General features: G+C 69.9%; 19 protein-coding genes and 1 pseudogene. 16 read left to right on the top strand and 4 right to left on the bottom strand.

Annotated elements, in window-relative coordinates; genetic code table 11:
* Positions 1-87: 87 nt before the first annotated feature.
* Positions 88-1,680 (top strand): glycosyltransferase, encoded by a 1,593-nt coding sequence (locus tag AB5J49_RS20765; protein ID WP_369170113.1) that lies wholly within the window; start codon positions 88-90, stop codon positions 1,678-1,680.
* A 90-nt stretch (positions 1,681-1,770) separates the two neighbouring features.
* On the top strand, positions 1,771-2,742 hold the full coding sequence (gene galE / locus AB5J49_RS20760) for a UDP-glucose 4-epimerase GalE (protein ID WP_369170112.1): 972 nt from the start codon (positions 1,771-1,773) through the stop codon (positions 2,740-2,742).
* 78 nt (positions 2,743-2,820) lie between these two features.
* On the opposite strand, the gene AB5J49_RS20755 is transcribed toward galE, so the two are convergent.
* Positions 2,821-3,786, bottom strand: a complete 966-nt coding sequence (locus AB5J49_RS20755) for an LLM class F420-dependent oxidoreductase (RefSeq protein ID WP_369170111.1) — start codon at positions 3,784-3,786, stop codon at positions 2,821-2,823.
* A gap of 172 nt (positions 3,787-3,958) precedes the next feature.
* On the opposite strand from AB5J49_RS20755, the gene AB5J49_RS20750 reads away from it, so the two are divergent.
* The 9 genes from AB5J49_RS20750 (at position 3,959) to AB5J49_RS20710 (ending at position 18,839) form a co-directional block, all read left to right on the top strand.
* A complete protein-coding gene (locus AB5J49_RS20750; RefSeq protein WP_369170110.1) occupies positions 3,959-6,841 on the top strand; it encodes a CDP-glycerol glycerophosphotransferase family protein in 2,883 nt (960 codons plus the stop codon).
* Between the two features lie 8 nt (positions 6,842-6,849).
* A complete protein-coding gene (locus AB5J49_RS20745) occupies positions 6,850-7,941 on the top strand; it encodes a glycosyltransferase (protein ID WP_369175205.1) in 1,092 nt (363 codons plus the stop codon).
* Between the two features lie 960 nt (positions 7,942-8,901).
* Entirely contained in the window at positions 8,902-9,975 is a 1,074-nt protein-coding gene (locus AB5J49_RS20740) for a LacI family DNA-binding transcriptional regulator (RefSeq protein ID WP_369170109.1), read from the top strand.
* 139 nt (positions 9,976-10,114) lie between these two features.
* On the top strand, positions 10,115-11,359 hold the full coding sequence (locus tag AB5J49_RS20735; protein WP_369170108.1) for an extracellular solute-binding protein: 1,245 nt from the start codon (positions 10,115-10,117) through the stop codon (positions 11,357-11,359).
* Between the two features lie 20 nt (positions 11,360-11,379).
* Positions 11,380-12,390, top strand: a complete 1,011-nt coding sequence (locus AB5J49_RS20730) for a carbohydrate ABC transporter permease (RefSeq protein WP_369170107.1) — start codon at positions 11,380-11,382, stop codon at positions 12,388-12,390.
* Between the two features lie 11 nt (positions 12,391-12,401).
* Positions 12,402-13,223, top strand: coding sequence for a carbohydrate ABC transporter permease (locus AB5J49_RS20725; RefSeq protein WP_369170106.1), 822 nt, complete (start codon positions 12,402-12,404; stop codon positions 13,221-13,223).
* 113 nt (positions 13,224-13,336) lie between these two features.
* Positions 13,337-15,094, top strand: a complete 1,758-nt coding sequence (locus tag AB5J49_RS20720) for an amylo-alpha-1,6-glucosidase (RefSeq protein WP_369170105.1) — start codon at positions 13,337-13,339, stop codon at positions 15,092-15,094.
* Positions 15,095-15,216: 122 nt separating this feature from the next.
* Entirely contained in the window at positions 15,217-18,384 is a 3,168-nt protein-coding gene (locus AB5J49_RS20715; RefSeq protein ID WP_369170104.1) for an RICIN domain-containing protein, read from the top strand.
* A 71-nt stretch (positions 18,385-18,455) separates the two neighbouring features.
* A complete protein-coding gene (locus tag AB5J49_RS20710) occupies positions 18,456-18,839 on the top strand; it encodes a hypothetical protein (protein ID WP_369170103.1) in 384 nt (127 codons plus the stop codon).
* 104 nt (positions 18,840-18,943) lie between these two features.
* Here AB5J49_RS20710 and AB5J49_RS20705 read toward each other — a convergent pair.
* Positions 18,944-19,068 (bottom strand): annotated as a pseudogene (locus AB5J49_RS20705) (threonine dehydratase); the annotation flags it as partial.
* A gap of 130 nt (positions 19,069-19,198) precedes the next feature.
* Between AB5J49_RS20705 and AB5J49_RS20700 the strand changes: the two are divergent.
* Positions 19,199-19,846: a response regulator transcription factor gene (locus tag AB5J49_RS20700; RefSeq protein WP_369170102.1), complete on the top strand. Its 648-nt coding sequence runs from the start codon at positions 19,199-19,201 to the stop codon at positions 19,844-19,846.
* On the opposite strand, the gene AB5J49_RS20695 is transcribed toward AB5J49_RS20700, so the two are convergent.
* Both AB5J49_RS20695 and AB5J49_RS20690 read right to left on the bottom strand, forming a co-directional pair.
* Positions 19,843-20,634 carry a hypothetical protein gene (locus AB5J49_RS20695; protein ID WP_369170101.1) on the bottom strand — a complete coding sequence of 264 codons (792 nt, stop codon included), beginning with the start codon at positions 20,632-20,634 and terminating at the stop codon, positions 19,843-19,845. The genes AB5J49_RS20700 and AB5J49_RS20695 overlap by 4 nt on opposite strands.
* Before the next feature lie 34 nt (positions 20,635-20,668).
* Positions 20,669-21,412, bottom strand: a complete 744-nt coding sequence (locus tag AB5J49_RS20690) for a hypothetical protein (protein WP_369170100.1) — start codon at positions 21,410-21,412, stop codon at positions 20,669-20,671.
* A 167-nt stretch (positions 21,413-21,579) separates the two neighbouring features.
* On the opposite strand from AB5J49_RS20690, the gene AB5J49_RS20685 reads away from it, so the two are divergent.
* From AB5J49_RS20685 to AB5J49_RS20670, 4 genes are all read left to right on the top strand, one after another.
* On the top strand, positions 21,580-22,350 hold the full coding sequence (locus AB5J49_RS20685; protein ID WP_369170099.1) for an SDR family NAD(P)-dependent oxidoreductase: 771 nt from the start codon (positions 21,580-21,582) through the stop codon (positions 22,348-22,350).
* 123 nt (positions 22,351-22,473) lie between these two features.
* Positions 22,474-23,592, top strand: coding sequence for an LLM class flavin-dependent oxidoreductase (locus tag AB5J49_RS20680; RefSeq protein ID WP_369170098.1), 1,119 nt, complete (start codon positions 22,474-22,476; stop codon positions 23,590-23,592).
* A gap of 97 nt (positions 23,593-23,689) precedes the next feature.
* Positions 23,690-25,420, top strand: a complete 1,731-nt coding sequence (locus AB5J49_RS20675; RefSeq protein ID WP_369170097.1) for an amidohydrolase family protein — start codon at positions 23,690-23,692, stop codon at positions 25,418-25,420.
* The gene (locus AB5J49_RS20670; protein WP_369170096.1) at positions 25,417-26,889 is read left to right on the top strand and encodes an aldehyde dehydrogenase family protein; all 1,473 of its coding nucleotides are present in this window, start codon (positions 25,417-25,419) and stop codon (positions 26,887-26,889) included. Before AB5J49_RS20675 ends, AB5J49_RS20670 begins: the two co-directional genes overlap by 4 nt.
* Positions 26,890-26,956: the final 67 nt, after the last annotated feature.

Below are 26,956 nucleotides of genomic sequence, written 5' to 3'. Positions count from 1 at the left end.
ACCGCGTTCAAGCCATCTTCCCCACCGAGGCGCGAAGTACCTCGTACATGACCATTACGTACATATCTCTTTTCGGTCGGGACAACCATGGCTCTTCAGGACGCGCAGGTCACTGTCGTCGTCATCGGGTACGACGACGCCGCCCATGTGGCGGACGCGGTGCGCTCGGCGCTCGCGCAGGGGCCGGCCGTCCGTGAGGTGATCGCGGTCGACGACTGCTCGACGGACGGCAGCGGGGAGCTGCTGGAAGGGCTGGCCGCCGAGGAACCGCGCCTGAAGGTGATCCGGCGCCCGGCCAACAGCGGCGGCTGCGGCACTCCGCGCAACGACGGGCTGAACGCCGCGACCTCGCCCTATGTGATGTTCCTGGACAGCGACGACGTCCTGCCGCTCGGGGCCGTCGACGCGCTGCTGGGCGCGGCCGTGATGCACGACGCGCCGGTCGCGTCCGGGCTGGCCCTGCGCAAGGAGCTGCCGTCCGGGCGCGAGACCCCCTGGCAGCCCGAGCTGTACACCCGGCGCACCCTGGTCGCCCACCCCGCCCGGCGGGTGCGCCTCGTGCGCGACACCCTGTGCGTCAACAAGCTCTACAGCACCGCCTTCCTGCGCGAGCACAAGATCCGCTTCCCCGAAGGGGCCTTCCCGTACGAGGACTTCGTGTTCGGCGCTCGGGTGCTGGCCGCCGGGCCGCGCATCGCGATCGTCCCGGAGCCGGTGTACCTCTGGCACGTGCGCCGGTCGGCGGCCCGGCTGTCCATCTCCCTCGACCGCTCGGACACAGCCAACTGGCAGGCCCGGATCGACGCCGACCGGCTGTCGTACGACATCCTGCTGAGCGCCGGGGAGAAGCGGCTGGCCCGGGCGACGCGGGCACGCTTCCTCGACCACTCGCTGCGGATGTACGCCCGCGAGCTGCACCTGCGCGGCGCCGACTACCGGCGCGAGTGGTGGACCCTCACCCGCGCGTACCTGGCCTCCTTCGACGAGAGCGACCTCACGGCGGCGACCACGCCCGGCCGGATCGTCGCCCGGGTGGTGCTCGCCGCCGAGGAGCCGCGCGACCTGGGCCGGCTGGGGGAAGTCGCGGCCCGCCCGGCACGGCTGAACCCCCCGTACGCGCACACGGACGACGGTTCCCCGGTCTGGTCGGCGGACCTGCCCCAGGCGGAGTTGGACCACCTCCTCCTCCGCCCGGTGCACCGGCTGCCCGCCGCCGTCGACGCCGAACTGCGGCCACGCGTGCGTGGCACGGTGCTCCGCCTGCGCCTGCACGAGCTGTACGGGCGGATGGCGGAGGGGGGCCCGCAGACCGTGGAGGCGGAGTTCGCGGAGCGGGAGGCCGGGCGGGTGGGATTCGCCGCCACGGCGCCCCTCACGGCCCGCCCGGAGTCCGACACCTGGTCGGCCGAGTTCCCCCTTGACCTGGCGGCGCTGGGCAGCGGCACCTGGGACCTCAGGCTGCGACTGCGCTTCAGGGACGGCACGGAACGGAACGCCACCGCCCACGCGGTCGCGGGCGCCGGACTGCTGCGCCGCAGCGCACTGCCGAGCCTGCTCCACGGTGTGCTGCTGGTACAGCCGTACGCGACCCACTCGGGGGCACTCGCGGTGCGGATCGCGTCCGGCCGGCGTGGACTGACCGAGGTCGTACGTCGCCGCCTCAAGCGCCTGCTGCGCTGACACCTGACACCCGACCCCCGACACCTGACACCTGACACCTGACACCTGACGCACCTGCACTATCACCTACCTACGAGGAGACGGTCGTACATGACCTGGCTGATCACCGGTGGCGCCGGCTACATCGGGGCGCACGTCGTGCGCGCGATGCTCGACGCGGGCGAACGAGCCGTCGTCTACGACGACTTGTCCACGGGGATCGCCGAGCGGGTGCCCGACGGCGTGCCGCTGGTCGTCGGCTCCACCCTGGACGGTGAGCGGCTCGGGCGGGTCATCCGGGACCATGGCGTCACCGGCGTCGTCCACCTCGCGGCGAAGAAGCAGGTCGGCGAGTCCGTCGAACTGCCGCTGCACTACTACCGGGAGAACGTCGAGGGCCTGCTCACCCTGCTGTCCGCCGTCACCGACGCCGGGGTCGGGTCGTTCGTCTTCTCCTCCTCGGCCGCTGTCTACGGCATGCCGGACGTCGACCTCGTCACCGAGGAGACGCCGTGTGCGCCGATGAGTCCGTACGGCGAGACGAAGCTGGTCGGTGAGTGGCTGGTGCGGGCCACGGGCCGGGCCACCGGTCTGTCGACGGCCTCGCTCCGCTACTTCAACGTGGCCGGTGCGGCGACCCCCGAACTGGCCGACACCGGCGTGTTCAACCTCGTACCCATGGTCTTCGAGAAGCTCACCGAGGGCGCCCCGCCGCGGATCTTCGGCGCCGAGTACCCGACCCCCGACGGGACGTGCGTGCGCGACTACATCCACGTCGTCGACCTGGCGGAGGCCCATGTGGCGGCCGCGCGGCGGCTGAGCGCGGCACCGGGCACGGACCTCACCCTCAACATCGGGCGCGGTCAGGGCGTCTCGGTGCGCGAGATGATCGACCGGATCAACGCGCTCACCGGCCACGCCCTGCCCCCGGTGGTCGTGGACCGGCGGCCGGGCGACCCCGCCCGGGTCGTCGCCTCGGCCGACCGCATTGCGGCGGAGCTGGGCTGGAAGGCGCGGTACGGGGTGGCGGACATGATCTCGTCGGCGTGGGCGGGCTGGACCCTGAACCACCCGGTGAAGTGAGCGTGAGCGGACGTGAGGCATACGTGGCAGTGAGCCGTACACAGGGCGCGGCCGCAGTCGCCCGCGCCCTGCGGCCCTCTACAACAGGGGTCGCACCTGTGCCCCGAACGCCGCCATCTGGTCGGTGAGTTCACTGCGGCTGCGGCTGCGGAACCGCACCTGGAGCTGGTCCACCCCCATCGCGCGGTAGGCGCGCAGGGACTCCGCGAGGGCGTCCGGCGCTCCGGTGACCGTCCTGCGCCCGACGTCCCACCCCGGCGTCCCGACATACAGCGGCTCGGTGATGGCGCCGACGGTGAACGGCCCCTCGCCGTGTCCATCAGCGGCTGAGCCGCGGGCCGCTTCTTCCCTGAGGCGCCGTATCCGGGCGATCTGCGCGGGGAGCCGGTCCCGCGGATCCCCCTGCGGCAGCCACCCGTCGCCCTTGAGGGCGGCCCGGCGTACGGCGGCCGGGGAGGACCCGCCGACCCATACCGGGACACGCTCCTGAGCGGGCCGCGGCCGCTGCCCGAGCCCCTCGAAGTCGTAGAGCTTGCCGTGGTGCTCGGGGAACTCGTCCGGCCCGAGGGCGGCGCGCAGGGCGTCGACGCATTCGTCGAGCACGGGTCCGCGCCGCTCGAAGTCGGCGCCCAGCGCCTCGAACTCCTCCCGCACATGCCCGGCGCCGACCCCGAGGATGAGCCGCCCGCCGCTGAGGTGGTCGAGGGTGGCGTACTGCTTGGCCGTGGCGAGGGGATGGCGCAGGCCCACCACGGCCACGTGACTGAGCAGCCGGACGCGCTCGGTCGCGGCCGCGAGGAAGGAGAGGGTGGCGACGGGGTCGTACCAGACCGTGCTCATCGCGGACGCGAGGCGGCGCGGGATGGCGACGTGGTCGCAGCTCGCCAGGTAGGCGAAGCCGGCGTGGTCGGCGGTGCGGGCGACGGCGAGCAGGTCGTCCGGGCCGGCGGATGCCTCCCAGGGTTCGGCGTAGATCGTGCTCTGCGACTGGACTGGCAGCTGGATGCCGTAGGCGAGACGGCCTTGCGGCGACAGGGCTGGCATGGGGCCCCCTTCGGTGGCGGTCCGGCACGTCGACCGGCGCGGACTACATGGTCGTAGCTGACGCACCGTCAGACAAGGGTCCGGCCTCCACCGAAGGAACCCGTGCGCCCCTATTGACATCTACCCATGTGGCCCTCAAGCGCGTGATCGCTTCCAAAGGGTGGAAGCAGGGATGAACGAGGTGAATGTGGACGTCGATCAGCGACCCTCCGTAGCCGACGTCGCCATGTCCGTCGTCGTGATCGTCTACAACGACGAGGCCAGGCTGCCCACGGCCGTACGCTCGGTGCTGGAGCAGACACTGCGCGGCGTCGAGGTCGTGATCGTGGACGACCACAGCACGGACGGCTCGTACGAGGTGGCCCGCCGCCTCGCCGCCGAGCACCCCGACCGGGTACGGGCGCACCGGCTCCCCGAGAACAGCGGCGGCTGCGGCGCGCCCCGCAACCACGGCATCCTGAAGGCCCGCGGCGCGTACGTCCTCTTCCTCGACAGCGACGACGTCCTGGAGCGCAACGCCTGCCGCAACTTCCTGGAGGCGGCCGAGACCACCGGCGCCGACCTGGTCTCCGGCCTCTGCGTCCGCGTCCACGTCGACTCGCGCCACCGCAAGGAGGTCAGGTGGTACCCGTGGCTGTACGCCCGCACCCGCACCCTCGACTCGGTCTCCGAGCTGCCTGACCTGCTGGTCTACGACACCCTGTCGACCAACAAGTGCTACCGCCGGCAGTTCCTGGTCGACAGCGGCCTGGACTTCCCCGTCGGCATCCACTACGAGGACCTGCTCTTCTCCGCCCAGGCGTACACGGCCGCCCGCCGCATCACGCTCATACCGAACCGGGTCTACGACTGGAACGTGGCCGAGAAGGCCGACGCCAAGTCGATCAGCAACCGCCGGGCCGAGATCGCCAACTTCGCGCACCGCATGGAGATGCACCGCCGGGTCGACCGGCTGCTCGCCGACCGGGGCCTGCCGGAGCTGAAGTTCCGCAAGGACGTCAAGTTCCTCAAGCACGACCTGGTCCTGCACCTGCGCGACCTGCCCTTCCGGGACGCCTCCTACCGCCAGGAGTTCGCCGCTCTCGCCCGCCCCTACCTGGCGTCGATCGACCCGGCCGCGTACGACGAGGTCGAGCCGATCCACGCGGTCTGCGCGTATCTGCTCCGCCGGAGCGACTGGGACAACCTGCTGCCCGCCGTGGACACGCTCACCAACCGTGACAAGGTCTCCGCCCCGCTCGCCGAGCGCGAGGGGCGGGTCTACTGGTGCGCCGAACACATCGACGAGGACCCCCTCGCCCGCCGGGTCCTGGACGTCACCGAGCTCGGCTATCACGCCCGTCCGGTCGGGAAGCTGTTCCTGCGCAACGAACTGACCGAGTACCGGCAGGAGGACGGGGGCGGTGCCGTCCGGCTCGCGGGCCGCGTCACCAACCCCCTCGGCGTCATCCCGCCCGGTGCCCGGCTCACCGCCGAGCTGGAGTTCTACGCCCGACGGCAGGGCGTACGCTTCCAGACCTTCCGCTTCCCGGTGGCCACGGTGCGGCACGAGGGCCCGCACGTCTCCTGGGAGGCCGCGGCGAACCTGTCGAAGGGCCTGCGCCCGCTCGGCATCGTGGACGCCGTCTGGGACGTACGCCTCCACCTGGTCGTCGACGGCGAGCGCACGACGACCCGCCTCACCGCCGCCGGCCCCGGCCTCACGACCGGCGCGATACCGGTGCGCCCCCGCCTCACCCGGCTGGTCGCCGACCGCGTCGAGCCGCAGGTCTCCGCCCGCGGCCACCTCGCCTTCCGCCTCGTCCCCGACAAGAAGGCGAACGTCCTCGTCACCCGCGGCCTGCAGGGCCCCCCCGGCCGCCTCGCCAAGGCCGGCTACCGCAAGGCGAAGACCCTGCGCAAGAAGGCCACCTCCGGAGACACCAAGCTCCGCCTCTACCGCGACGTCTTCCTGCGCATGCCGGCGCACAAGCGCCTGGTGGTCTTCGAGAGCCACCTGGGCCGGCAGTACAGCGACAGCCCCCGGGCGATCTACGAGGAGATGCGCCGGCAGGGCATCGACTTCGAGGCGGTGTGGTCGTACACGGGCAAGCCGCAGGGCTTCCCCAAGGACGCCACGCTGGTGCGCCGCTGGTCGCTGCCGTACCTGCGCGCGCTGGCCCGCGCCGCGTACTGGATCGACAACCAGAGCTACCCGCTGAAGCTGACCAAGCGCCCCGGGACGACGTACATCCAGACCTGGCACGGCTCCGCGCTCAAGCGGATGGGCTTCGACGAACCCGGCTGGAAGCTCATGTCCCGCGCCGAGCAGGCGGAGCAGCAGCGCACCCTGGACCGTTTCGACCACTTCCTGATCCGCTCCGAGCACGATGTCCGCACCCTCGCCAAGGCCTTCCGGCTGCCGGAGAAGGCGCTGCTGCGGGTCGGCTACCCGCGCAACGACGCCCTCGCGCAGGCACGCGGAGCGACCGAACGGCCGCCGCTGGCCGCCGAGTTGGGCATTCCGTCCGACAAGAAGGTCCTGCTGTACGCCCCAACCTTCCGCCAGCACGGCGGGCGCCGTTTCGCGCTGCCCTTCGACGTGGAGCGGTTCGCGGAGGCGTTCGGCGATGAGTACGTCCTCCTCGTCCGCGCGCACTACCTCAACCACGTCGTCCTCCCGCCGTCCGTACGAGGCCGGGTCATCGACGTGTCGGACCACCACGACGTGACCCCCGTCCTCGCCCTCGCCGACGCCCTGATCACGGACTACTCGTCGGTGATGTTCGACTACGCCCTGCTGGACCGCCCGATGCTCTTCTTCCCCTACGACTACGAGGAGTACGTGCACGAGGGCCGCGGCACCTATTTCGACCTGCTGGAACGGGCACCGGGCCCGGTCGTCCGCACCGAGGACGAACTCCACTCCGTGCTGGGCGCTTCGCCGCTGGAGGAGCAGACGGTCAAGTACGCGGCCGCGCGCGAGCGGTTCGTGGCCGACTTCGGCGAGTACGACAAGGGCACCGCCGCGCGGCGCATCGTCGAGGAGTTCTTCGCCGACTGGAGGAAAGCGTGAGGGAGAGCATGACGGAGCGGGACGTCTTCCTGGTCTCCAACAGCGTGGACGAGATGGGCGGCGTGACCAGCTGGTCCCACCAGATGGCCCGGCTCTTCACCGAGCGCGGCCACCGCGTCCACGTCATCGGTGTCACCACCCCCGAGGACCCGCACGACCTCGGCGAACTCGCGTATCCCACCACCCGGTTGTACGAGGGCCAGCCGCCCGCCCCCGGCCGGGCGCGGGACGCGAGCATGCGGGAGAAGGCCGCCGTGCTGACGGGCCTCTTCCGCGCCGCGCGCCCCGGCGGGGTCGTCATCGTGACCCAGGTGTGGGCGATGGAGTGGGTGAAGCTCGCCGACACCACCGGCCTGACCGTCATCGGGATGAGCCACGAGTCCTTCGAGACCTCGAAACGGTCCTCGCGCTTCCAGCGGGTCCTCAAGCACTACCGGGACGTCGACCGCATGCTCGTCCTCACCCGCGAGGACGCCGACCTGTGGATCGGCGCGGGCCTCAACAACGCCTCGTATCTGCCGAACGCCGTGCCCTGGCTGCCGGACGTGCCCTCACCGCGCACCGAGAAGGCCGTGATCAGCATCGGCCGGCTCAGCGACGAGAAGGGCGTCGACATGCTCCTCGACACCTGGTCCGAGGTGGCGCCCCGCCACCCCGGCTGGGTCCTGAAGATCTACGGCTCCGGCGAGGACGAGGAGATCCTACGGAAGCAGTGCACCACCCTCGGCCTCGACGGCTCGGTGCGGTGGATGGGCCGCACGAACGACGTGCCGGGCGCGTTGCGGGGCGGCTCGGTGTTCGCGCTGTCCTCCAGGGGCGAGGGCTTCCCCCTCGCACTCATGGAGGCCATGGCCATGGGCGTCCCCTGCACCGCCTTCGACTGCGCCCCCGGCGTCCACGAGATAGTCCGTGACGGCGAGGACGGTCTCCTCGCCAGGCCCGGCAACACGGGCGAACTCGCCCGCAAGCTGGACCTGTTGATGTCGGACGTGGGGTTGCGGGACCGGATGGGAGACGCGGCGAGGGAGAACATACGGCGGTACGGGGCGGAGGAGATCGCCGGGAGGTGGGAAGCGCTGTTCGGCTTTCTGGAGAGGTAAAGGGCCGGCGCCCTTCCCCAGGAGGGCGGACGGGCATCGACGAGGGGCCGAGGGTGTCACGAACGCCGCCCAGCCCTTCGGCGAGCTCTGCGAGCGCGGCTACTGCGGCGGCATCACCGTGGTGCGCGGCTGATCAGGCGCAACGTCTCAAGGCCGTCCTTGTCCGCTGCCCTGCGCTCAAGCGAACCGCCCAACACGTCCGGGCCGTCGCCGAGTTGGTGAACAACCGCCGGCGGCCGGCACCTGAACCGGTGGATCACTCGTGTCCGGGACGACGAACGCCCTGCTCTGCACACCTTCGTCAACGGACTGGCCAGGACCTCGACGCCGTCGTCGCCGGCCTCCGCATCGCCTGGCTCTGCTCCCTCTGAGTGTGTGCCGCGGCCTATGGACCTGGGACAGGAGCGGTGACGGTGGTGATGCGCCGCCCGCCTCAGGGGCCTGGAGCCGCCGCATGCCCCTGCCCCATCCCAGTGGCGAGGAGTTCCGCCGGTTCCATGAAGGCGTGCTTCGCTTCCGGGTTCTGGGGGCGGGCCCGGCGCGCGAAGACCCATGCGCGGACAGCCTGCACATCGAACCGGTTCGGAGAAGCTAGCACCAGGGGGACCGGGCGGCAATGCCCCCGGACGCCGGGCCTCCGTGCGTGCACCCGGTGGGCCTCCGGGGCGGCTCAGGTCGACTGATTCCTGAAATGTACCTGGCAGGAAGGGGTCGGGCGACGCTATGAACCCACGGCTGCCGCCTGAGCACGAGGTTTCCCGGCTGTTACGGAAATGTGTGGAGCGAAGTGATTGACACCCGTGCGGGCTGCTCTTACCTTCACTTCACGCGAACCGGTTCGACAGGCGTCGGAGCCCTTCCCTGATCCACCTGCCTTCGCCTCCGGCACCTTGGATTCGGGTTTCACCGGGTGCGGGATCATCCGACCGGTTCGCACATCGCCATCCACAAGGAGTGCCCGTGAACATCGGTGAGATAGCCAAGCGGGCCGGTGTCTCGCGGAGCACCGTGTCCTACGCGCTGAGCGGCAAGCGTCCGGTGTCGGACGACACCCGTGAGAAGGTCCAGCGGGTCATCGACGAGCTGGGCTACCGGCCGAACGCGAGTGCTCGGGCTCTGGCCAACGGCCGGACCAGCACCATCGGTCTGGTCTTCCCGCCCGCCGGGAACCACTACACCGGTATGCAGCTGGACTTCATCGGCAGCGTGGTGGAGGCCGCCGCGGCCTACGACTACGACGTGCTGCTCTCCCCGAGCGGTGTGGACAGCGACCGCTCATTCCAGCGGCTGCTGGGCGAGCGCCGGGTCGACGGTGCGATCCTCATGGAGATCCGGCTGCAGGACGACCGCATCGACCACCTCACCGCCGTGGACTTTCCCTCCGTCGCCATCGGACGCACCGCCCATCCGGAGGGCGGCTGGTGGGTCGGCCTGGACCACACCGCGCTGGTGGAGGCCTGCGTCCACCACCTCGCGGACCTGGGCCACCGCAGGATCGCCTTCGTCAACCGGTCCGAGCAACTTTTGCGGGCCGGGTACGAATCCGCCCACCGGGGTCTCGACGGCTTCGCCAAGGCCGCGGCGGAACGCGGGCTCACCGTACAGACGTACTGCTGCGGCGACGACGCCACCTCGGGCCAGGCATGCCTGGAGCGGATCCTCCACGACGACCCCGCCACCACGGGTCTGGTCACACTCAACGAGGCGGCGCTGGGCGGCCTCTACCGAGGGCTGGCCGAGGCCGGCCGCCATGTACCGCGCGACTTCTCCGTCACCGGAGTCGTGGCCAGCCGTTGGGCGGAGACGGTGACCCCGCAGCTCACCGCGGCGGACGTGCCGGCGGAACAGATGGGCCGCCTCGCCGTCGACCTGCTCGTCGAGCGGCTCGGCCATCCCGGTGCGGTTGCCCGGCATCACCTGCTCAGGCCGCCGATCTCGCTGCGGGCGAGCACCGGGCCCGCCGGCACCACACCGGCGGAGACCACGTCCGACGCCCCGCCTCCGGGCGGCGCCGATCTCCCCCATGCCCCCTGACCGTCACCCCGCTCTCCCTTTCACTCTTCACTTCCCGTACCGGTCGGCCGAGCGACTCACCGCCCGGTTCGGCGAGCCCAGTAACCCGCGATCACGCGCTCCCGAGCACACCTGTGCCCGAACCCATGAGGAACCCGCCATGAACACAACCGCCGGACGGCGCCTCACCGCCGCAGCCCTGACCGTCGTCGCCGTCGCCACCAGCGCCACCGCGTGTTCCGCCGGTGGCAGCGGCACCTCCTCGAAGGCCGCGGACAGCGGCACGTACAGCATCTGGGACCCGTACCCGCAGTTCGACAAGGGCTCGGCGTGGGCGAAGCTGCTGGACGGCTGCGGCGCCGAGGCCGGGGTGAAGATCAAGCGGACCGCGTTCGACACCAGTGACCTGTCGAACAAGGCGCTGCTGGCAGCCCAGCAGGACAACTCCGCCGACGTCCTCATCGTCGACAACCCGGTGGTGTCCACGCTGGCCGAGGCGGGGGTACTCACCGCGACCGACGACAACAAGCTGGACACCTCGAAGGCGGACCCCAACCTGCTCGCGGCCGGCCAGTCGGGCGGGAAGACGTACGGCACGCCGATCGGCGCCAACACCCTGGCCCTCTACTACAACAAGAAGGTCCTGAAGGCGGCCGGGGTGGACATCTCCTCGGTCAAGGACTGGAAGTCGCTGACGGCAGCCCTGGAGAAGGTGAAGGCGGCGGGCAAGAAGGGCATCACGTTCTCCGCCATCGGGACCGAGGAGGGCACCTTCCAGTTCCTGCCCTGGTTGTGGGGCTCGGGCGCACAGCTGACCGAACTGGACTCGGACAAGGCCGCCTCGGCGCTGTCGCTGTGGACCGGCTGGCTGAAGAAGGGCTACGCGCCCAACTCGGTCATCAACAACACGCAGACCACCAGCTGGCAGGAGTTCGCGAGCGGGGACTACGCGTTCGCCGAGAACGGCACCTGGCAGCTCGCCAACGCCGAGAAGGCCGGCTTCGAGTACGGGGTCATTCCCGTTCCCGCCGCCTCGGGGGGCAACGCCGCGGCGCCTACCGGCGGTGAGTTCGTCACCATCCCGGTGCAGGGCGACACCGGCCGCTACGCCACCTCGAAGAAGCTGGTCTCCTGTCTGACCAACTCGCAGAACCTCCTCGACACCGACACCACCCTGTCCTACGTCGCGCCCACCGGCGAGGTGCAGGACAAGCAGGTGGCGGCCAAGCCCGAGCTCAAGCCCTGGGTGGAGGCGGTCAAGGCGGCCAAGGGCCGCACCAGCGACGACCTGGGCACCAAGTACCCCAAGATCTCCGAGCAGATATGGAAGGCCGTCCAGTCCGCCCTCAGCGGTGCCGCGTCCCCGAAGGACGCCCTCTCCGCCGCACAGTCCGCCGCCAAGTAGCCAGGACCTCGGGCCTGCCGATGAAGCACACGACACAGCTGTCGGACCACCGGTCCGTGCGCGTACGGAACGGGGCGGCCACCGCCGCCCCGCCCCCCGCCCCAGCGCGCGCACGGCGCCGTCCGACCTCGCAGCCGGGGGTCCCCCCGGGCGAAGCCTGGGGGAGGGCCGCCTGGGGATTCCTCGCCCCGGTGACCCTCTACCTCGCCCTGTTCTACGCCTATCCGCTCTACCGCAACCTCGATCTGAGCCTGCGCAACTACACCGTCCGCTCCTTCGTCCAGGGCGACGCGCCGTTCACCGGACTGGACAACTACCAGAAGGTCTTCGCCGACCCGACCTTCGGTCCGGCGCTCACCCACACGGTGGTGTTCACCGTCGTGTGCCTGGTCTTCCAGTACGCCATCGGCCTGGTGCTCGCGGTCTTCTTCCACCAGCACTTCCGGTTGTCCGCGACCTTGCGGGCCCTGTTCCTGGTGCCGTGGCTGCTGCCGCTGATCGTGTCGGCCTCCACCTGGTCGTGGATGCTCAACAGCGACTCCGGTGTCGTCAACGCGGCTCTGCATGCCGTCGGTATCGGTCCGGTGAACTGGCTGACGTCACCGGAGTGGTCGCTGACGTCGGTGATCATCGCGAACATCTGGATCGGCGTCCCGTTCAACCTGGTCGTGCTCTACAGCGGCCTCCAGTCCATCCCCCACAGCCTCTACGAAGCGGCCGCCCTCGACGGCGCCGGCGCCTGGCGACGCTTCTGGAGCATCACCTTCCCGCTGCTGCGCCCGGTGTCCGCGATCACCCTGCTGCTGGGGCTGGTCTACACGCTCAAGGTCTTCGACATCATCTGGATCATGACCAAGGGCGGCCCCGCCGAGTCGTCCACCACCTTCGCCACCTGGTCCTACCAGCTCGGCTTCGGCAACCTGCTGCCCGCCTTCGGCCCCGGAGCGGCCGTCGGCAACCTGCTCGTCGTCGCCGCCCTGGCCTTCGGCCTGGTCTACATGAGGGTCCAGCGGAAGCAGGCACTGTCGTGACAGGGAACGCCATGAACCGACGCAACCGAACGTGGTGGAAGACAGCCCTCGGCCTCCTGCTGACCGGGATCATGCTCTTCCCGGTCTACTGGATGCTGAACGTGTCCTTCACCCGCGACCAGGACATGCGCAAGTCGCCCCCGGACCTGTTCCCGGCCGACGCCACCCTGGAGGGCTACCGGGCCGTCCTCGACCAGCAGCTTCCCTACCTGGGCACGAGCCTGGTCGTCGGCCTCGGCACGGTCGTGCTGACCGTGGCGCTGGCAGCGCCCGCCGGATACGCGCTGGCGAAACTGCGCCCGCGCGGCGGGGGAGTCCTCAGTTTCCTTTTCCTGGTCGCCCAGATGATCCCCGGCATCATCATGGCGATGGGCTTCTACGCCATCTACCTCCAGCTCGGCCTGCTCCAGTCCGTCCCGGGCCTGATCGTCGCGGACTCCACCCTGGCCGTCCCCTTCGCCGTCCTGATCTTCACCGCGTTCATGTCCGGCATCCCCGGCGAACTGCTCCAGGCCGCGCAGATGGACGGATCCGGGCCGCTGCGCACCTTCCGGTCCATCGTCCTGCCGATGAGCCGCAACTCGGTCGTCACGGTGTCCCTGTTCGCGTTCCTGTGGTCCTGGTCCGACTTCATCTTCGCCAGCACCCTCGCGAGCGGCGGCACCCACCAGCCGATCACCCTCGGCATCTACCAGTACATCGGCAACAACAACCAGGAGTGGAACGCCATCATGGCCACCGCCGTCGTGGCCTCACTGCCCGCCACGGTGATCCTCGTCCTCGCCCAGCGCTACGTCGCCGCCGGCGTGACCGCCGGCGCCGTCAAGGACTGAGCCCCGGCGGCCGCGCCTGCCGCCGCACCGTGCGCGGGCCGCCCTCGACCGCCGTCCCCCCGCCCGCACCGGCAAACCGCTGACCACCCTGCTGAAGAAACGAGTCACCCGTCATGACCGCCGCCCCGTCCGGCCCGGCCTTCTCCGTCCACGACATCCCGTTTAGTACACACGGATCCTGGTTCGGTATCTCTCCCGTGCTCGCGGAGAAGGAGCGCTCCGAGGACCTCCACCTCGTCTCGCACCAGAACGGCATGCACGCCGTCCTGCGGCTGATCCCCCTCGACACGACGACGGGTGACCGGGCCGAGACCATGGTGCAGGCGACCGCGAGCCTGCTCAGCTGGGCCGATGCGGGCGGGCGCATCGACCTCGCCTACGAGTCGCCCGACACCGTACGCCTGCGCGGCGAGGGACTGGGCCTGCGCGTCACCGCGGCGGCGAAGGCCCTGACCCCCTTCAGCGGCACCTACTTCTACCGCGACCCGGTGGCGGACGCGCATGTGTTCACCTCCTACGAGACCGGACGCCGCTACCGGATCACCGTGCTGTCCGGCACGGTTGCCGACGAGTCAGGTGCCCAGGTCCTGGGCGCCGGTGAGCGAGGTCTGACCATCACTGCCGGGGCCGACGGATCCTGGGAGGCCTCGGTCGAGGAACTCGACAGTGCCCGCCGACCGTACGCCTCGTCGGCCACGTTCGGCGACGTAGCGGCCGCCGCGCGGCGCTCGTTCGCGGAGTTCGTCGACACGGTGGCCCCGTGGCGCTCGTCCGCCACCCCGGCCGCCGAACTCGCCGCCTACGTGGTGTGGTCAGCGACCGTACAGCCGACGGGCCTGGTCACCCGGCCTGCGGTGCTGATGTCCAAGCACTGGATGGACAAGGTGTGGAGCTGGGACCACTGCTTCAACGCCCTCGCCCTGGCCCCCGGAGCACCCGCCCTGGCCTGGGACCAGTACTCCCTGCCCTTCGACCACCAGGACGAGAGCGGGGCCCTGCCCGACTCGGTCACCCACTCCGAGGTCCTCTACAACTTCGTCAAACCGCCCATCCACGGCTGGGCCCTGGGCCATCTGCGCCGACGGCTGCCCGAACCCCTCGACCAGGCGGAACTGGCCGAGGCGTACGAAAGGCTGACGCGCTGGACGGACTTCTGGCTCACCGCCCGGCGCACCCCCGGCGCCGCCCTGCCCCACTACCAGCACGGCAACGACAGCGGCTGGGACAACGCCACCACCTTCGACCCCGAACGTGTGATCGTCTCCGCCGACCTGGCCGCCTTCCTCATCCTGCAGCTGCGCGAACTCGCCGATCTGGCAACCGAGTTGGGGCGACCTGACGACGCCCACTGGTGGACGCGAGCGGCTGACACGACCCAGGCCGCGATGCTCGACGAACTGTGGACCGGTGACCGGTTCGTCGCCCGTGGAGTCCACAGCGGGGACTCCTGGGACAGTTCCAGCCTGCTCGACCTGATGCCCATCGCGCTGGGCGAGCACCTGCCGGACAGCGTCAGCACGGTGCTGGCCGACCGTATCGACGCCCACCTGACCCCGCACGGGCTGGCCACGGAACTGCCCGCCTCACCGCACTACCTCGCCGACGGCTACTGGCGCGGCCCGATCTGGGCACCCGCCACGGTCCTCATCGAGGACGGGCTGCGCCGCGGCGGGCACGAACGTCTGGCGAACGAGATCAGCGCCCGGTTCCGTGCCCTGTGCGAGACGTACGGGTTCGCGGAGAACTTCGACGCCCTGACCGGCACGGGCCTGCGCGATCGCGCCTACACCTGGACCGCCAGCAGCTACCTCCTCCTCGCCGAGGCCCACGAGCTCCGGCACACCGCACCCGCCACGCGCACCGGCGGCTGAGAGACCCCTGGGCGCCCCGCCCAGGCAGCACCCACCCCCACGTCCGGCACGGGGGCCGACGCAACAACAACCAGCCGCAGCTGAAGGGACATAAGCACATGCCAGGAATCGGGCAAAGGCGCTTGACCACACGACGCCTTCTGCACGGCATCACCACGATGCTGATCCCGCTGACCGTCGTAGCCGGCCTCACCACCGGGACGGCAACGCCGGCCTCCGCCGCCAACCCCACCCTCACCGTCGACCTGGGCACCAGCACCGGAGCCTTCCGGGGCGGCGCCTCCGGAGTGCTGTACGGCCTGTACGGCCCGGACGTACCGACGAACAACCTCATCGAGGGCATGGGGGTCCAGACCACCAACACCAAGTACCAGGACGGACAGCAGCACCCTGGCTCGGACGCCCTGGAGATCGCCAAGCCCTTCGCGGAGAGCGGCGGCGGCGACGTCTTCATCTACATGACGGACGTGTACCGCGCCAACTACGAGCGCGAGAGCTACTCGGCCTACCAGGCGACCATGAAGACCCAGGTCGAGCAGGCGAAGGCCAGCCCCTACGCGGACCACATCGTCTTCGTGCCCTACAACGAGCCCGACGTAGGCTGGTTCAAAGGCATGCGCACCGACTCGACCGTGCTGGCCAACTTCAACGCCGAGTGGCGCCAGACCTACAACTTCATCAAGGGCATCTGGCCCGCGGCACGGCTGGCAGGGCCCAACCTCGCCGGCTACAGCTCCTTCGCCTTCAACAGCTTCCTCAGCTACTGCAAGGCCAACAACTGCCTGCCCGACGTCGCGACCTGGCACACCCTGGGCAGTCCGGCGGAAGTCCGTAGCACCGTCGACACCTACCGTTCGGCGGAGACCGCCGCGGGGGTCACCTCCCCGATCCCCGTCAACCTCAACGAGTACGCCCACCGCTACCACCTGACCGACCCCGGCCAGATGGTCCAGTGGATTGGGGCCATCGAGGACAAGAAGGTCGACGGCAACCTGCCGTACTGGAACATCAACGGCAACCTCGGCGACTCGGCGGCGGCACAGAACACCCCCAACGCCCAGTGGTGGCTGTACAACTGGTACAGCTCCATGAGCGGCAACACCGTCAAGGTCACCGGCGCCGCGTCCAACGCCGCGTACACCCTCCAGGGCCTGGCGAGTCTGGACACGGCCAAGAAGCAAGCCCGCGTCATCCTCGCCGGGGGCGGCACCAGCGGTGCCTCCGACACGGTCATCAAGAACATCGACCCCGCGGTCTTCGGCAGCACCGTGCACGTCAGCGTGGTCCAGGACCGCTACAGCGGCTACCTGGGCGCGGCGGCCACCCCGACCCGGATCTCCGACGCCGACGTCGCCGTGGGCTCCGACGGCTCGATCACCGTCCCCATCACCCTCGACGCGATGTCCGCGTACCAGGTGATCGTCTCCCCGGGAGGCACCGGCAGCAGCACGCCCTCCGACCGCACCTGGACGGGCACGTACGAGGCCGAGAACGCCACGCTCAGCGGCAGCGGCTACAACATCAACACCGAGGGCACCACCAGCAAACTCGACAAGTTCGCCACCTCGGGTACCAAGGACGTCGGAGGCCTGCGCACCGACTCCACCACGGTGATCTCCTTCCCCGTCTCCGTCCCCACCACCGGCGACTACAAGCTGTCGGTGTTCGGCAACAGCTACGCCAAGGACGCCCAGGTCAAGGGCCCCACGGACGTGTACATGCGGGTCGACGGCGGTGCCTCGAAGAGGATCGACATACCGGTCGGCTTCCAGTGGGCACTGTGGGGCCGCAGCGACACCACCGTGCGCCTCACCGCGGGCAGCCACACCGTCTCCCTGGCCACCACCGGCGACAACGGCGCGAAGACCGACGGCGACGCCATTGTCGACAAGATCGACCTCCAGTACCAGGACGCCGACGTCCAGGGCACCACGCTCTACGAGGCCGAGCAGGCCAACCTCTCCGACAGCGGCACCGCCACCTACACCTCCCAGGGCCAGTCCGGCGCGGGCGCGGTGAACCTCACCTCCGGCAAGTCCGCGACGTTCTGGGTCTACTCCGAGCGGGACGGCTACGCGGACCTGACGGCCCGCTTCCGCAACACCGGCCAGGCCGGCCTCACCGTCAACGGCAAGGCCGCCGACGACCAGACCCTCTCCGGAGCGACGACCGGTGCCTGGTCCACGTCCGCCAATCGGGTCTACCTGAACGGCGGCATCAACAAGGTCAAGGTGACCGGCACCAGCGGCACCCTCGCCCTGGACCGCCTGGCCGTCACCCCGTTCAGCGCCACCGACGCCGTCACCACCGGCAACGTCGTCACCTACCAGGCCGAGAACGGCACCCTCACCGGCACCGCGGCCGCCGACACCACCTACAGCCAGGCCAACGGCGGCGTCGTCAAGGGCATCGGCAACGGAACCGCCAACTCCCTCACCCTCAACGTCAACGCACCCGCGTCCGGCACCTACGCCATGACCATGCGCTACGCCAACGCCGAGGAACTGCCCTCCAACCACTACAACCCCGACCTGTACGCCGAGCACGCCGACGTCAGCGTCAACGGGGGTGCCGCCAAGCGCGTCAACTTCGCCAGCACCCTGCACTGGAACCAGTTCCACGACTACACCGTCCCCGTCACCCTCACCAAGGGCGCCAACGCCGTCAAGTTCACCGCCTCACAGCTCTACAACTGGGACGGCACCACTGTCGGCAAGGTCTACTCCGGCGGGGGCAGCGACATCGGAGAGCCCATGCGCTCCAGCTCGGCGCCCCACCTCGACGAGGTCTCCTTCGCCCCGCAGAACCTCCACATCGGCGCCTCGACCGGCTTCTCCTCCACGGCCGTCGCCCAGCACAGCGGGCTCTGCCTCGAAGACCCCGCCAAGTCGACCGCCAACGGCACCCAGTACGAGCAGAACACCTGCGGAAACGGCCAGGAGCAGCTCTTCGACTTCCACCCCGTCACCGGCACGACCGACACCTACACCGTCGTCAACCACTCCAGCGGCAAGTGCCTGGACATCTCCGCCCTCTCCACGGCCGACGGGGCCGCCGTCCAGCAGTGGACCTGCACCGGCGGCGCCAACCAGCGGTTCAACCTGCGCGCGGTGACCGCGCTGGGCAACAGCCACGACTACCAACTGGTCGCCGCGCACAGCGGCAAGTGCGTCGACGTCAGCACCATATCGACCAGCCCCGGCGCCAAGATCCACCAGTGGCCCTGCGACGCCGCCGGCGCGCTGAGCACCAAGAAGAACCAGATCTGGCGCCTGCTCGGCAAGAGCTGACCGGACGCCACTTCTCACGGGGGCTCCGGGCCACGACCCGGAGCCCCCCGGCGCATGCCGCCCTCCCCCGTGTGCGGCCCGGCCGTCGAGTTCGAGCGGCGTCCGCGGTCTCACTCACATGCCGGGGGCGGGCCGCCGACCTCGACGCCTGGGTCAGGCTCCTGGGCCTGCCTGACGTCGGCGACCTGGCCGACGCCGAGATCGACACCATGTGCTTCCGCCTCTACCACCGGCCGGGCCGCCTCACGAAACACACCCGCCGCCGGCTCCGCATCGATGCCACCTGGCCCTGGACCGACGCGTTCACCACCTGCCGACAGCGACTCTCCGAACTTGCGGCCGTCACCCGACGGTCCGGCCCCGTCCCGACGAAGACCAGAACGGAGGAGGCCCGCACCACCCCGGGCCCGTGGAACCCGGCGCAGCCGCAGCGTCACGCGACGGCCCAACCCTGACCGAGCGGTCGTCGCAACTCGCCCGATCCGTGCGGACCTTCGCCTGGAACGGCCAAGGCTCCTGCCGTGATCGCCATCATGGGGACCACACGGGACGACGCCTGACCCACACCGGTGGCCGGCGCCCCGCCGCCGAGAGCGATCAGGATCGCGTCAAACGCCGGGGCGGTGTCCAACAGCTCCAGGCCCATGGTCGCCGCGCCCTCGCAGCCTCGATGTCCAGACTGTCTGGCGGGCCCTGTAGTCGGCCCGGCACACAGCGCTCGTTGAAAGCTTGAACATGTCCCCGCCGATCGCCGTATATACGAGCGGTATGTACGGACGTACGGACGTACGGCTTCGGCGGAAGGACACACGACGTGCGCACTCCCCGGAAACTGACCGTCGCCCTCGCCTGCCCCGAGGGCACCTGGCCGCACTCCGACTGGCCGGCCCCGGACGACCCGTACGTCGGCAGGGTGGTCCGGCTGGCAGCCCCGCTCAAACCGTCGGAGGCGACCGCGGACGTCGTGATCCTGTGCTGCGAGGACCCCTCGGCGGCCCTGCGGGAACGGTGGGCCGCCGACGTCCCGGTGATCGTCGTCAGCCCGCGCCGGGACACCGAGACCATCGTCGAGGTGTTCCGCGGCGGCGCGGGCTATCTGGTCGAGGGGGACTACTGCACCTGCATGCTCTCCTCGGCCGTCGTCGGGGCCACCGTCGGGCACACCTACCTCTCCCCGGCGGCCTGCGCCGCCCTGCGCGAAGGGGCGCGGCGGATGCCCACCGGCGGGGAGGCCATGGAGCGGCTGCGGTCGCTGCTCTCGCCGCGCGAGCGGCAGATCATGGAGCTGCTGTCGACCGGCCTGGGCGCGCAGGAGATCGGGCTGCGATTACGGCTGAGCGAGAAGACCGTCCGCAACAACCTCAGCAACATCTACGCCAAGCTGGACGCACGCGGCAGCACGGACGCGGTCCTGCGCTGGCTGGGGGCCGCGCCCGTGCTTCGCATCCGAGAATGCGGCTAAGGTGCGACAACCTCCGACAGCGGGATCTCGACGTCGGTGACGTTCTCGCCGCCCGCGCCGAACCCGGCTTCCGACCTCAGCGCGCGGGTCGAATTCTGAACGCCGGATGCCTCAGGAGTTCCGCATTTCACATTGCGCAGCCAGAGGCGGCCGTCGGGGGTGCCGTTCTTCAGGATCTGCGGATAGAAGACGTGTACGCCCGCGGAGCCCTCGCTCGGCGAGAAGAACACCTTCTGGCCGTCCTGTGCCTCCTTGTACGTGGCCTTCAGGAATCCGCTCACATCGGTGCGCTTGGCGGACCACATGAAGAAGCCGATGCTGTCCGCCTGGACGGTGTCCGTCCTGCTGAACGCCAGCGTCGTCGTCTTGTCGTCGCGCGTGATGTTGATTTCCGACGTGTTGAACTTCACGCCGATCTCGAAGAAGGAATTGCCGAGCTTCGTGCCGCCGTCGGCGGTGAACCCGTCCTCGAGCTGGATGGTCCTCGTGACGGACGCGCTCACGTTGAAGGTCTTCGAGGCGGTGCCCGTCGATCCGCAGTTGTCGCTCACCGTGGAGACCCGTTGATTGGGCCCGAGGCTGTCCCGTTTGAACTGGACGTCGACGAACTCGCAGTTCTCCAGCTTGTCGGAGTCCGCCGAGCAGTCGGCGGTCACTTCGGAGGGGGTGGCGGCACCGGCCGAGTTCATCAGCGGGACGGCCACCGCGACGGCCACCAGGGGGGACAGGGCGAGGGCGATGCGCTTCCTCTTGCTCCGGTGGCTTCTGGTGCGGCCGGTGCGTGTCATGGGGTTCTCCTGTGGAATGTGGGGGGTCAAGGGCTCAGCAGTCGGTCAGTACGGCCTTGGAGGTGCCGTCCACGACACCCGGAGCGCCGGCCGCACCCGGCAGGATGACGGGGCCCTCGACGACGTCCGGTGCCACGAAGTTCTGCTCGGGGGAGGGGTTGGTGACGGTCGTCGCCTCACGGGCGTCGATCCGCACCCGCCATTCGCCGGTCATGCGCTGCAGCTTCGGCGTGAACTCCATGTGCAGCACCTTGCCGACCGGTACTTCCCGCTGTTCCGTGTCACCGGCGGTCGCGGACTTCACGGTCATGTCGAGGGTGCCCTTGTGCTTGAGCCAGGATCCGGTCAGTGCTCCGAAGAGCCCTCCGCCGCCGCCCTGTTGGGTGACGGTGTACTTGCCCTGCCCCTGGGCCGCCGTCGCCGACCAGGTGATCGACACCTTCGACGGTTCGGTGGCGTTCGGTTCGCAGTTCGGGAAGTCGATGGAGGCCTTTTCGGCCGGCCCGTCGAAGGTCTCGAACTTCGTCTCCACGAAATCGCAGTTGTCGGAGGCGAAACTCGGTCCGGCGATCGGGTGGCCGCCGAAATCGAAAATGGACTGCTGCTTGCCATTGAGCACCTTGGCCCGCTGGCACATCGTCATGATCTGCTCGGGCGTCTTCTCGTCGGCGGCGTTCGCCGACGGCAGCAGTACGGTGGCGATGGCTCCGCCGGTCACGAGGGCCGATCCGACCGCCACGATCCTGATCTTCTTGTTCTTCAGTCTCCGCTTGGACATGGGCAGGATTTTGGATTCCCTTGACGCACGCCGACAGGGTCAAACATCCCTACTTGTGAGTCACGTGAGATTCGCCTCAGCAACCCTCAGGGCTTGCATCTGACGCCTCGTCAGGTATGGCGCTACGATGCGGAGTCCACCGTGTCCACCCTTCGAAGGGGGCCGTAATGGGCAAGCTCGACGGACGGGTCGTCATCGTCACCGGGGCGGCGCGCGGACAGGGCGAGCAGGAGGCGCGCCTCTTCGCCGCGGAGGGCGCCGGAGTCGTCGTAGCCGATGTGCTCGACGATCAGGGCGAGGCCCTCGCCGAGGAGATAGGCGCGCTGTACGTCCACCTCGACGTGGGCCTGGAGGCCGACTGGCAGGCCGCCGTCGCCGTCGCACGCAGGACCTACGGCCACCTCGACGCGCTGGTCAACAACGCCGGCATCCTGCGCTTCAACTCCCTCGTCGACACCCCCCTCGACGAGTTCATGCAGGTCGTACGGGTCAACCAGGTCGGCTGCTTCCTCGGCGTCAAGACCGTCGCGCCGGAGATGGCCGACGGCGGCACGATCGTCAACACGGCCTCGTACACCGCGGTGACCGGCATGGCGGCCGTGGGGACGTACTCCGCCACCAAGCACGCCATCCTCGGCCTCACCCGGGTCGCCGCCCTGGAGTTGGCGCCCCGCGGCATCCGGGTCAACGCGATGTGCCCCGGCGCCATCGACACCGCGATGTCCAACCCGTCGCTGCTGGATCCGGCGGCGGACGCGGAGGAGACGTCGAGGGCGCTCGACGGGCTCTACCGCAAGCTCGTGCCGCTCGGCCGGATCGGCAGGCCCGAGGAGGTGGCGCGCCTCGCGCTGTTCCTGACCTCGGAGGACTCCTCGTACATCACCGGGCAGCCGTTCGTGATCGACGGGGGCTGGCTGGCGGGCGTCTCGGTCATCTGACTGCCGCCCGACCGCTATCTGACTGGTCGTCAACTATTGACCATCCTTGCGCCCGGTGCCACAGTCGGCGGCATACCGCCGATCTGACGATGCGTCAGAAACTACTGGGGACGGTGAACCTCCTTGGAATTCGGGCTCTTTGTACAGGGATACGTGGGCAAGCGCGCCGAGACCGACCCGCTCGCCGAGCACAAGGCACTGATGGAGGAGACCGAGTACGTCATCCAGGCGGACCGGTCCGGCTTCAAGTACGCCTGGGCGTCCGAGCACCACTTCCTGGAGGAGTACTCGCACCTCTCCGCGAATGACGTCTTCCTGGGGTACCTCGCGCACGCGACCGAACGGATCCATCTCGGCTCCGGGATCTTCAATCCCCTCGCCCAGGTCAACCATCCCGTGAAGGTCGCCGAGAAGGTGGCCATGCTCGACCATCTCACCGGCAACCGCTTCGAGTTCGGCTCGGGGCGGGGCGCGGGGTCGCACGAGATCCTCGGGTTCCTGCCGGGCATCACCGACATGAACCACACCAAGGAGATCTGGGAAGAGACCATCGCCGAGTTCCCGAAGATGTGGCTCCAGGACGAGTACGCCGGCTTCCAGGGCAAGCACTGGTCACTGCCACCGCGGAAGATTCTGCCGAAGCCGTACGGGAAGTCCCACCCCGCGATGTGGTACGCGGCCGGGTCGCCTCCGTCGTACGCCATGGCGGCGATGAAGGGGCTCGGGGTGCTGGGCTTCAGTGTGCAGAAGGTCGCCGACATGGAGTGGGTGCTGGAGCAGTACAAGACGGCGGTCGTGAACGCCGAGCCCATCGGTGACTTCGTCAACGACAACGTGATGGTGACGACCACGGCGATCTGCGCGCCCACGCATGCCGAGGCGATCGAGATCGCGGTGCGGGGCGGGCTGCACTATCTGCCGTCGCTGGTGTTCCGGTACCACGACACGTTTCCTCGTCCCGAGGGGTTCCCGGTGTGGCCGGAGACGTTGCCCGCGTACACGCCGGAGTTCGTGGAGCTGCTGATCGAGGAGGAGCTGCTGATCTGCGGGGATCCGGATGAGGTGTTCCGGCAGTGCAAGCGGTGGGAGCAGGCGGGGGCGGATCAGCTGAGCTTCGGGTTGCCGGTGGGGGTGCCGAAGGAGGAGACGTTGCAGACGATTCGGCTGATCGGGGAGCACGTGATTCCGAAGATCGATACGGATCCGGTTCATCGGACGTCCCGGTTCCGGGGTGCCGCGTAGTCGCCGTTGCGGGGTGCGGGCCGTGGAGGGCTGGTCGCGCAGTTCCCCGCGCCCCTGAAGGGGCGTGGACGCACCCGGAATTCGAGGAGGAGCCGTCATGCTCGATCACGTCATCAAAGGCGCGACCGTCGTCGACGGGACGGGCGCGCCCGCTCACACCGCCGATGTGGGTGTCCGGGGCAGCCGGATAGCCGCCATAGGGCGGATCACCGAGGAATCCCGTACCAGCGAGGACGCCACCGGGCTCGTCCTCGCCCCCGGATTCGTCGACCCCCACACCCACTACGACGCCCAGCTCTTCTGGGACCCGTACGCGACCCCCTCCCTCAATCACGGGGTGACCACCGTCGCCGCCGGGAACTGCGGGTTCACGCTCGCGCCGCTCAATCCCGCCCGTCCGGACGACGCCGACTACACGCGCCGCATGATGTCCAAGGTCGAGGGGATGTCGCTGGTCGCGCTGGAGGAGGGCGCGCCCTGGAGCTGGCGGACCTTCGGGGAGTACCTGGATGCCCTTGAGGGGCGGATCGCCGTCAACGCGGGGTTCATGGTGGGGCACTGCGCGTTGCGGCGGCATGTGATGGGGCCGGACGCGGTGGGCGGGCAGCCGAGTGCGGAGCAGCTGGGCGAGATCGTCCGGCTGTTGCACGACGCCATGGATGCCGGGGCCTGGGGCTTCTCCACCACCCAGTCGACGAGCCACTCCGACGGGGACGGGAAGCCGGTGGCCTCCCGGCACGCCGGGCCGGAGGAGCTGCTGGCGATGTCGCGGGCGGTCGGCGAGCACGAGGGGACCCAGATCGAGGCGATCGTCGCGGGGTGTCTGGACCAGTTCAGCGACGCCGAGATCGAACTGTTCGTGGAGATGAGCGCCGCCGCCGGACGGCCGCTCAACTGGAACGTCCTGACCATCGATTCGGCCGTTCCGGAGCGGGTGCCGCGGCAGCTCCTCGCGAGTGAGCAGGCCCGGAAGGCGGGCGGCCGGGTCGTGGCCCTCACCATGCCGATCCTGACGCCGATGAACATGTCGCTGGGCACCTTCTGCGCCCTGAACCTCATCCCCGGGTGGGGGCCGGTCCTCGGGCTGCCCGTGCCCGAGCGGATCGCCGAGCTGCGCGAGCCGGACGTCCAGGCCGAGCTGCTCAGGCACGCCACCGCCAAGGAAGCCGGTGTCTTCCGGCGGCTGACGAACTTCGGGCGGTACGTCATCGGCGACACCTACAGCGAGGCGAACCGGGGGCTGACCGGACGGGTCGTGGAGGACATCGCCCGCGAGCGCGGACAGGAACCCTTCCCGTGCCTGGTGGAGATCTGCGCCGCCGACGATCTGCGTACGGTCCTGTGGCCCATGCCCACCGACAACGACCCCGCGTCCTGGTCCCTGCGCGCCGAGACCTGGCAGCACGAGGACGTGCTGCTCGGCGGATCCGATGCCGGGGCGCATCTGGACCGGATGTGCGGGGCGCCGTACACGACGCGGTTCCTCGGGGACTGTCTGCGCGGGCGGCGGCTGGTGGGGCTGGAGCAGGCGGTGAAGATGCTGACCGATGATCCGGCGCGGCTGTTCGGGCTGCGTGAGCGGGGCCGGGTGGAGGAGGGCTTCCATGCCGACCTGGTGCTCTTCGACCCGGAGCGGATCGACGCCGGTAAGGCCACCCTGGTGCACGACCTGCCGGGTGACAGCCCGCGGCTGGACTCCAAGGCGATCGGTGTGCGGGCCGTGTGGGTCAACGGGGTCGAGGCGATCCGGGACGACGTGGTGACCGGGTCCGTGCCGGGGCGCGTGCTGCGCTCGGGGCGGGACACCAGGACGGTGGCCACCAGGTGAGCGTCAAAGGCCCCGATGGTCCTGATCGGCAGCGGTTGTTCGTGGGCGGGTCGTGGGTCGAGCCGGACGGGGGCTATTACGCCGTAATAGACCCGGCGACCGAGGAGACCGTCGGGTGGGCGCCGGAGGCCTCGCGGGATCAGGTGCACGCGGCCTGTGCCGCGGCCCGCGAGGCCTTCGGGCCGTGGTCGCGTACGGCGCCGGAGGAACGGGCGGCCGTGCTGGGGCGGGCTGCGGACATCATCCGCGGCCACCTCGTGCCGTACGCCGAACTGGCCCAGGCCGAGACCGGCGCGACCACGGGGACGGCCCGGGGCATGCAGGTCGGTGTCGGGGCCGCCCGTTTCCGGCGGTACGCGCGCGTGGAGCCCGCCGAGTGGGCCATCTTGCCGCAGGTCAACGAGGCCGGGCCGATGGGGAAGGCGGGCGTGATGGGTGCGCTGGCCGTGCGTCAGCCCGTCGGGGTCGTCACCTGCATCACCTCGTACAACAACCCGTGGGCCAACCCGGCCGGCAAGATCGCCCCCGCGCTGGCCATGGGCAACACGGTCGTCGTGAAACCGGCGCCGCAGGATCCGCTGTCCGTCTACCGCATGGCGCAGGCGCTGGAGGCGGCCGGGGTGCCGGCGGGGGTCGTGAACGTCGTCTCCGGGCGGGCGGTGGAGGTCGGCGAGGCGGCCGTGTCGTCCCCGGACGTCGACATGGTGAGCTTCACCGGCTCCACGGCGGTCGGGCAGCGCATCGCCGAGGTGTGCGGGCGGGACATGAAACGCCAGTTGATGGAGCTCGGCGGTAAGGGCGCGGCGGTCGTCTTCGACGACGCGGACCTCGGGTCGGCAGTGGCCGGGATCGGCACCACCTTCTCCTTCTACAGCGGGCAGATCTGCACGGCGCCGACGCGGGTGCTGGCCCAGCGGGGCGTGTACGACCGGCTGGTCGAGCAACTCGCGGTGTATGCGGGCCGGTTGAAGGTCGGCGATCCGCGTGAGACGTCCACGATCGTCGGGCCGGTGATCTCGGCGGAGCACCGGGACCGGGTCGAGGCGTACGTGGAGATGGGCCGGAAGGAAGGCGCGGTGGTGGTGGCCGGGGGTGAACGGCCGTCGTACCAGCGGGGTTTCTACGTCTCTCCCACCCTCCTCGCGGACTGCACGAACGACATGCGCGTCGCCCGCGAGGAGATCTTCGGGCCGGTCGTCTCCGTGATCCCCTTCGAGGAGGAGGAAGAGGGCATCGCCCTCGCCAACGACACGGACTACGGCCTGATCGACTACGTCTGGTCCGGCGACGTGGCCCGCGCCTTCCGGGTCGCGCGGCGGTTGCGGGCCGGCGGGGTCGGGATCAACACCGTCGGGCGCAACATGGAGGCGCCGTTCGGGGGGTTCAAGAAGAGCGGGGTGGGGCGGGACGTCGGGTCGTACGCCCTGCACGCCTACAGCGAGGTGCAGGCCATCGTGTGGCCGGGGTGACGGTGGCCGGGGTGGCGCTCGCTCGCGCCCGCACACGCGCCCGGGCAGGGCGCCGACTCGCACGGTA

Source organism: Streptomyces sp. R28 (assembly GCF_041052385.1).
Taxonomy (GTDB): domain Bacteria; phylum Actinomycetota; class Actinomycetes; order Streptomycetales; family Streptomycetaceae; genus Streptomyces.
The sequence above is the reverse complement of the archived record's forward strand: the minus strand, read 5'-3'. Positions and strand labels throughout refer to the sequence as shown.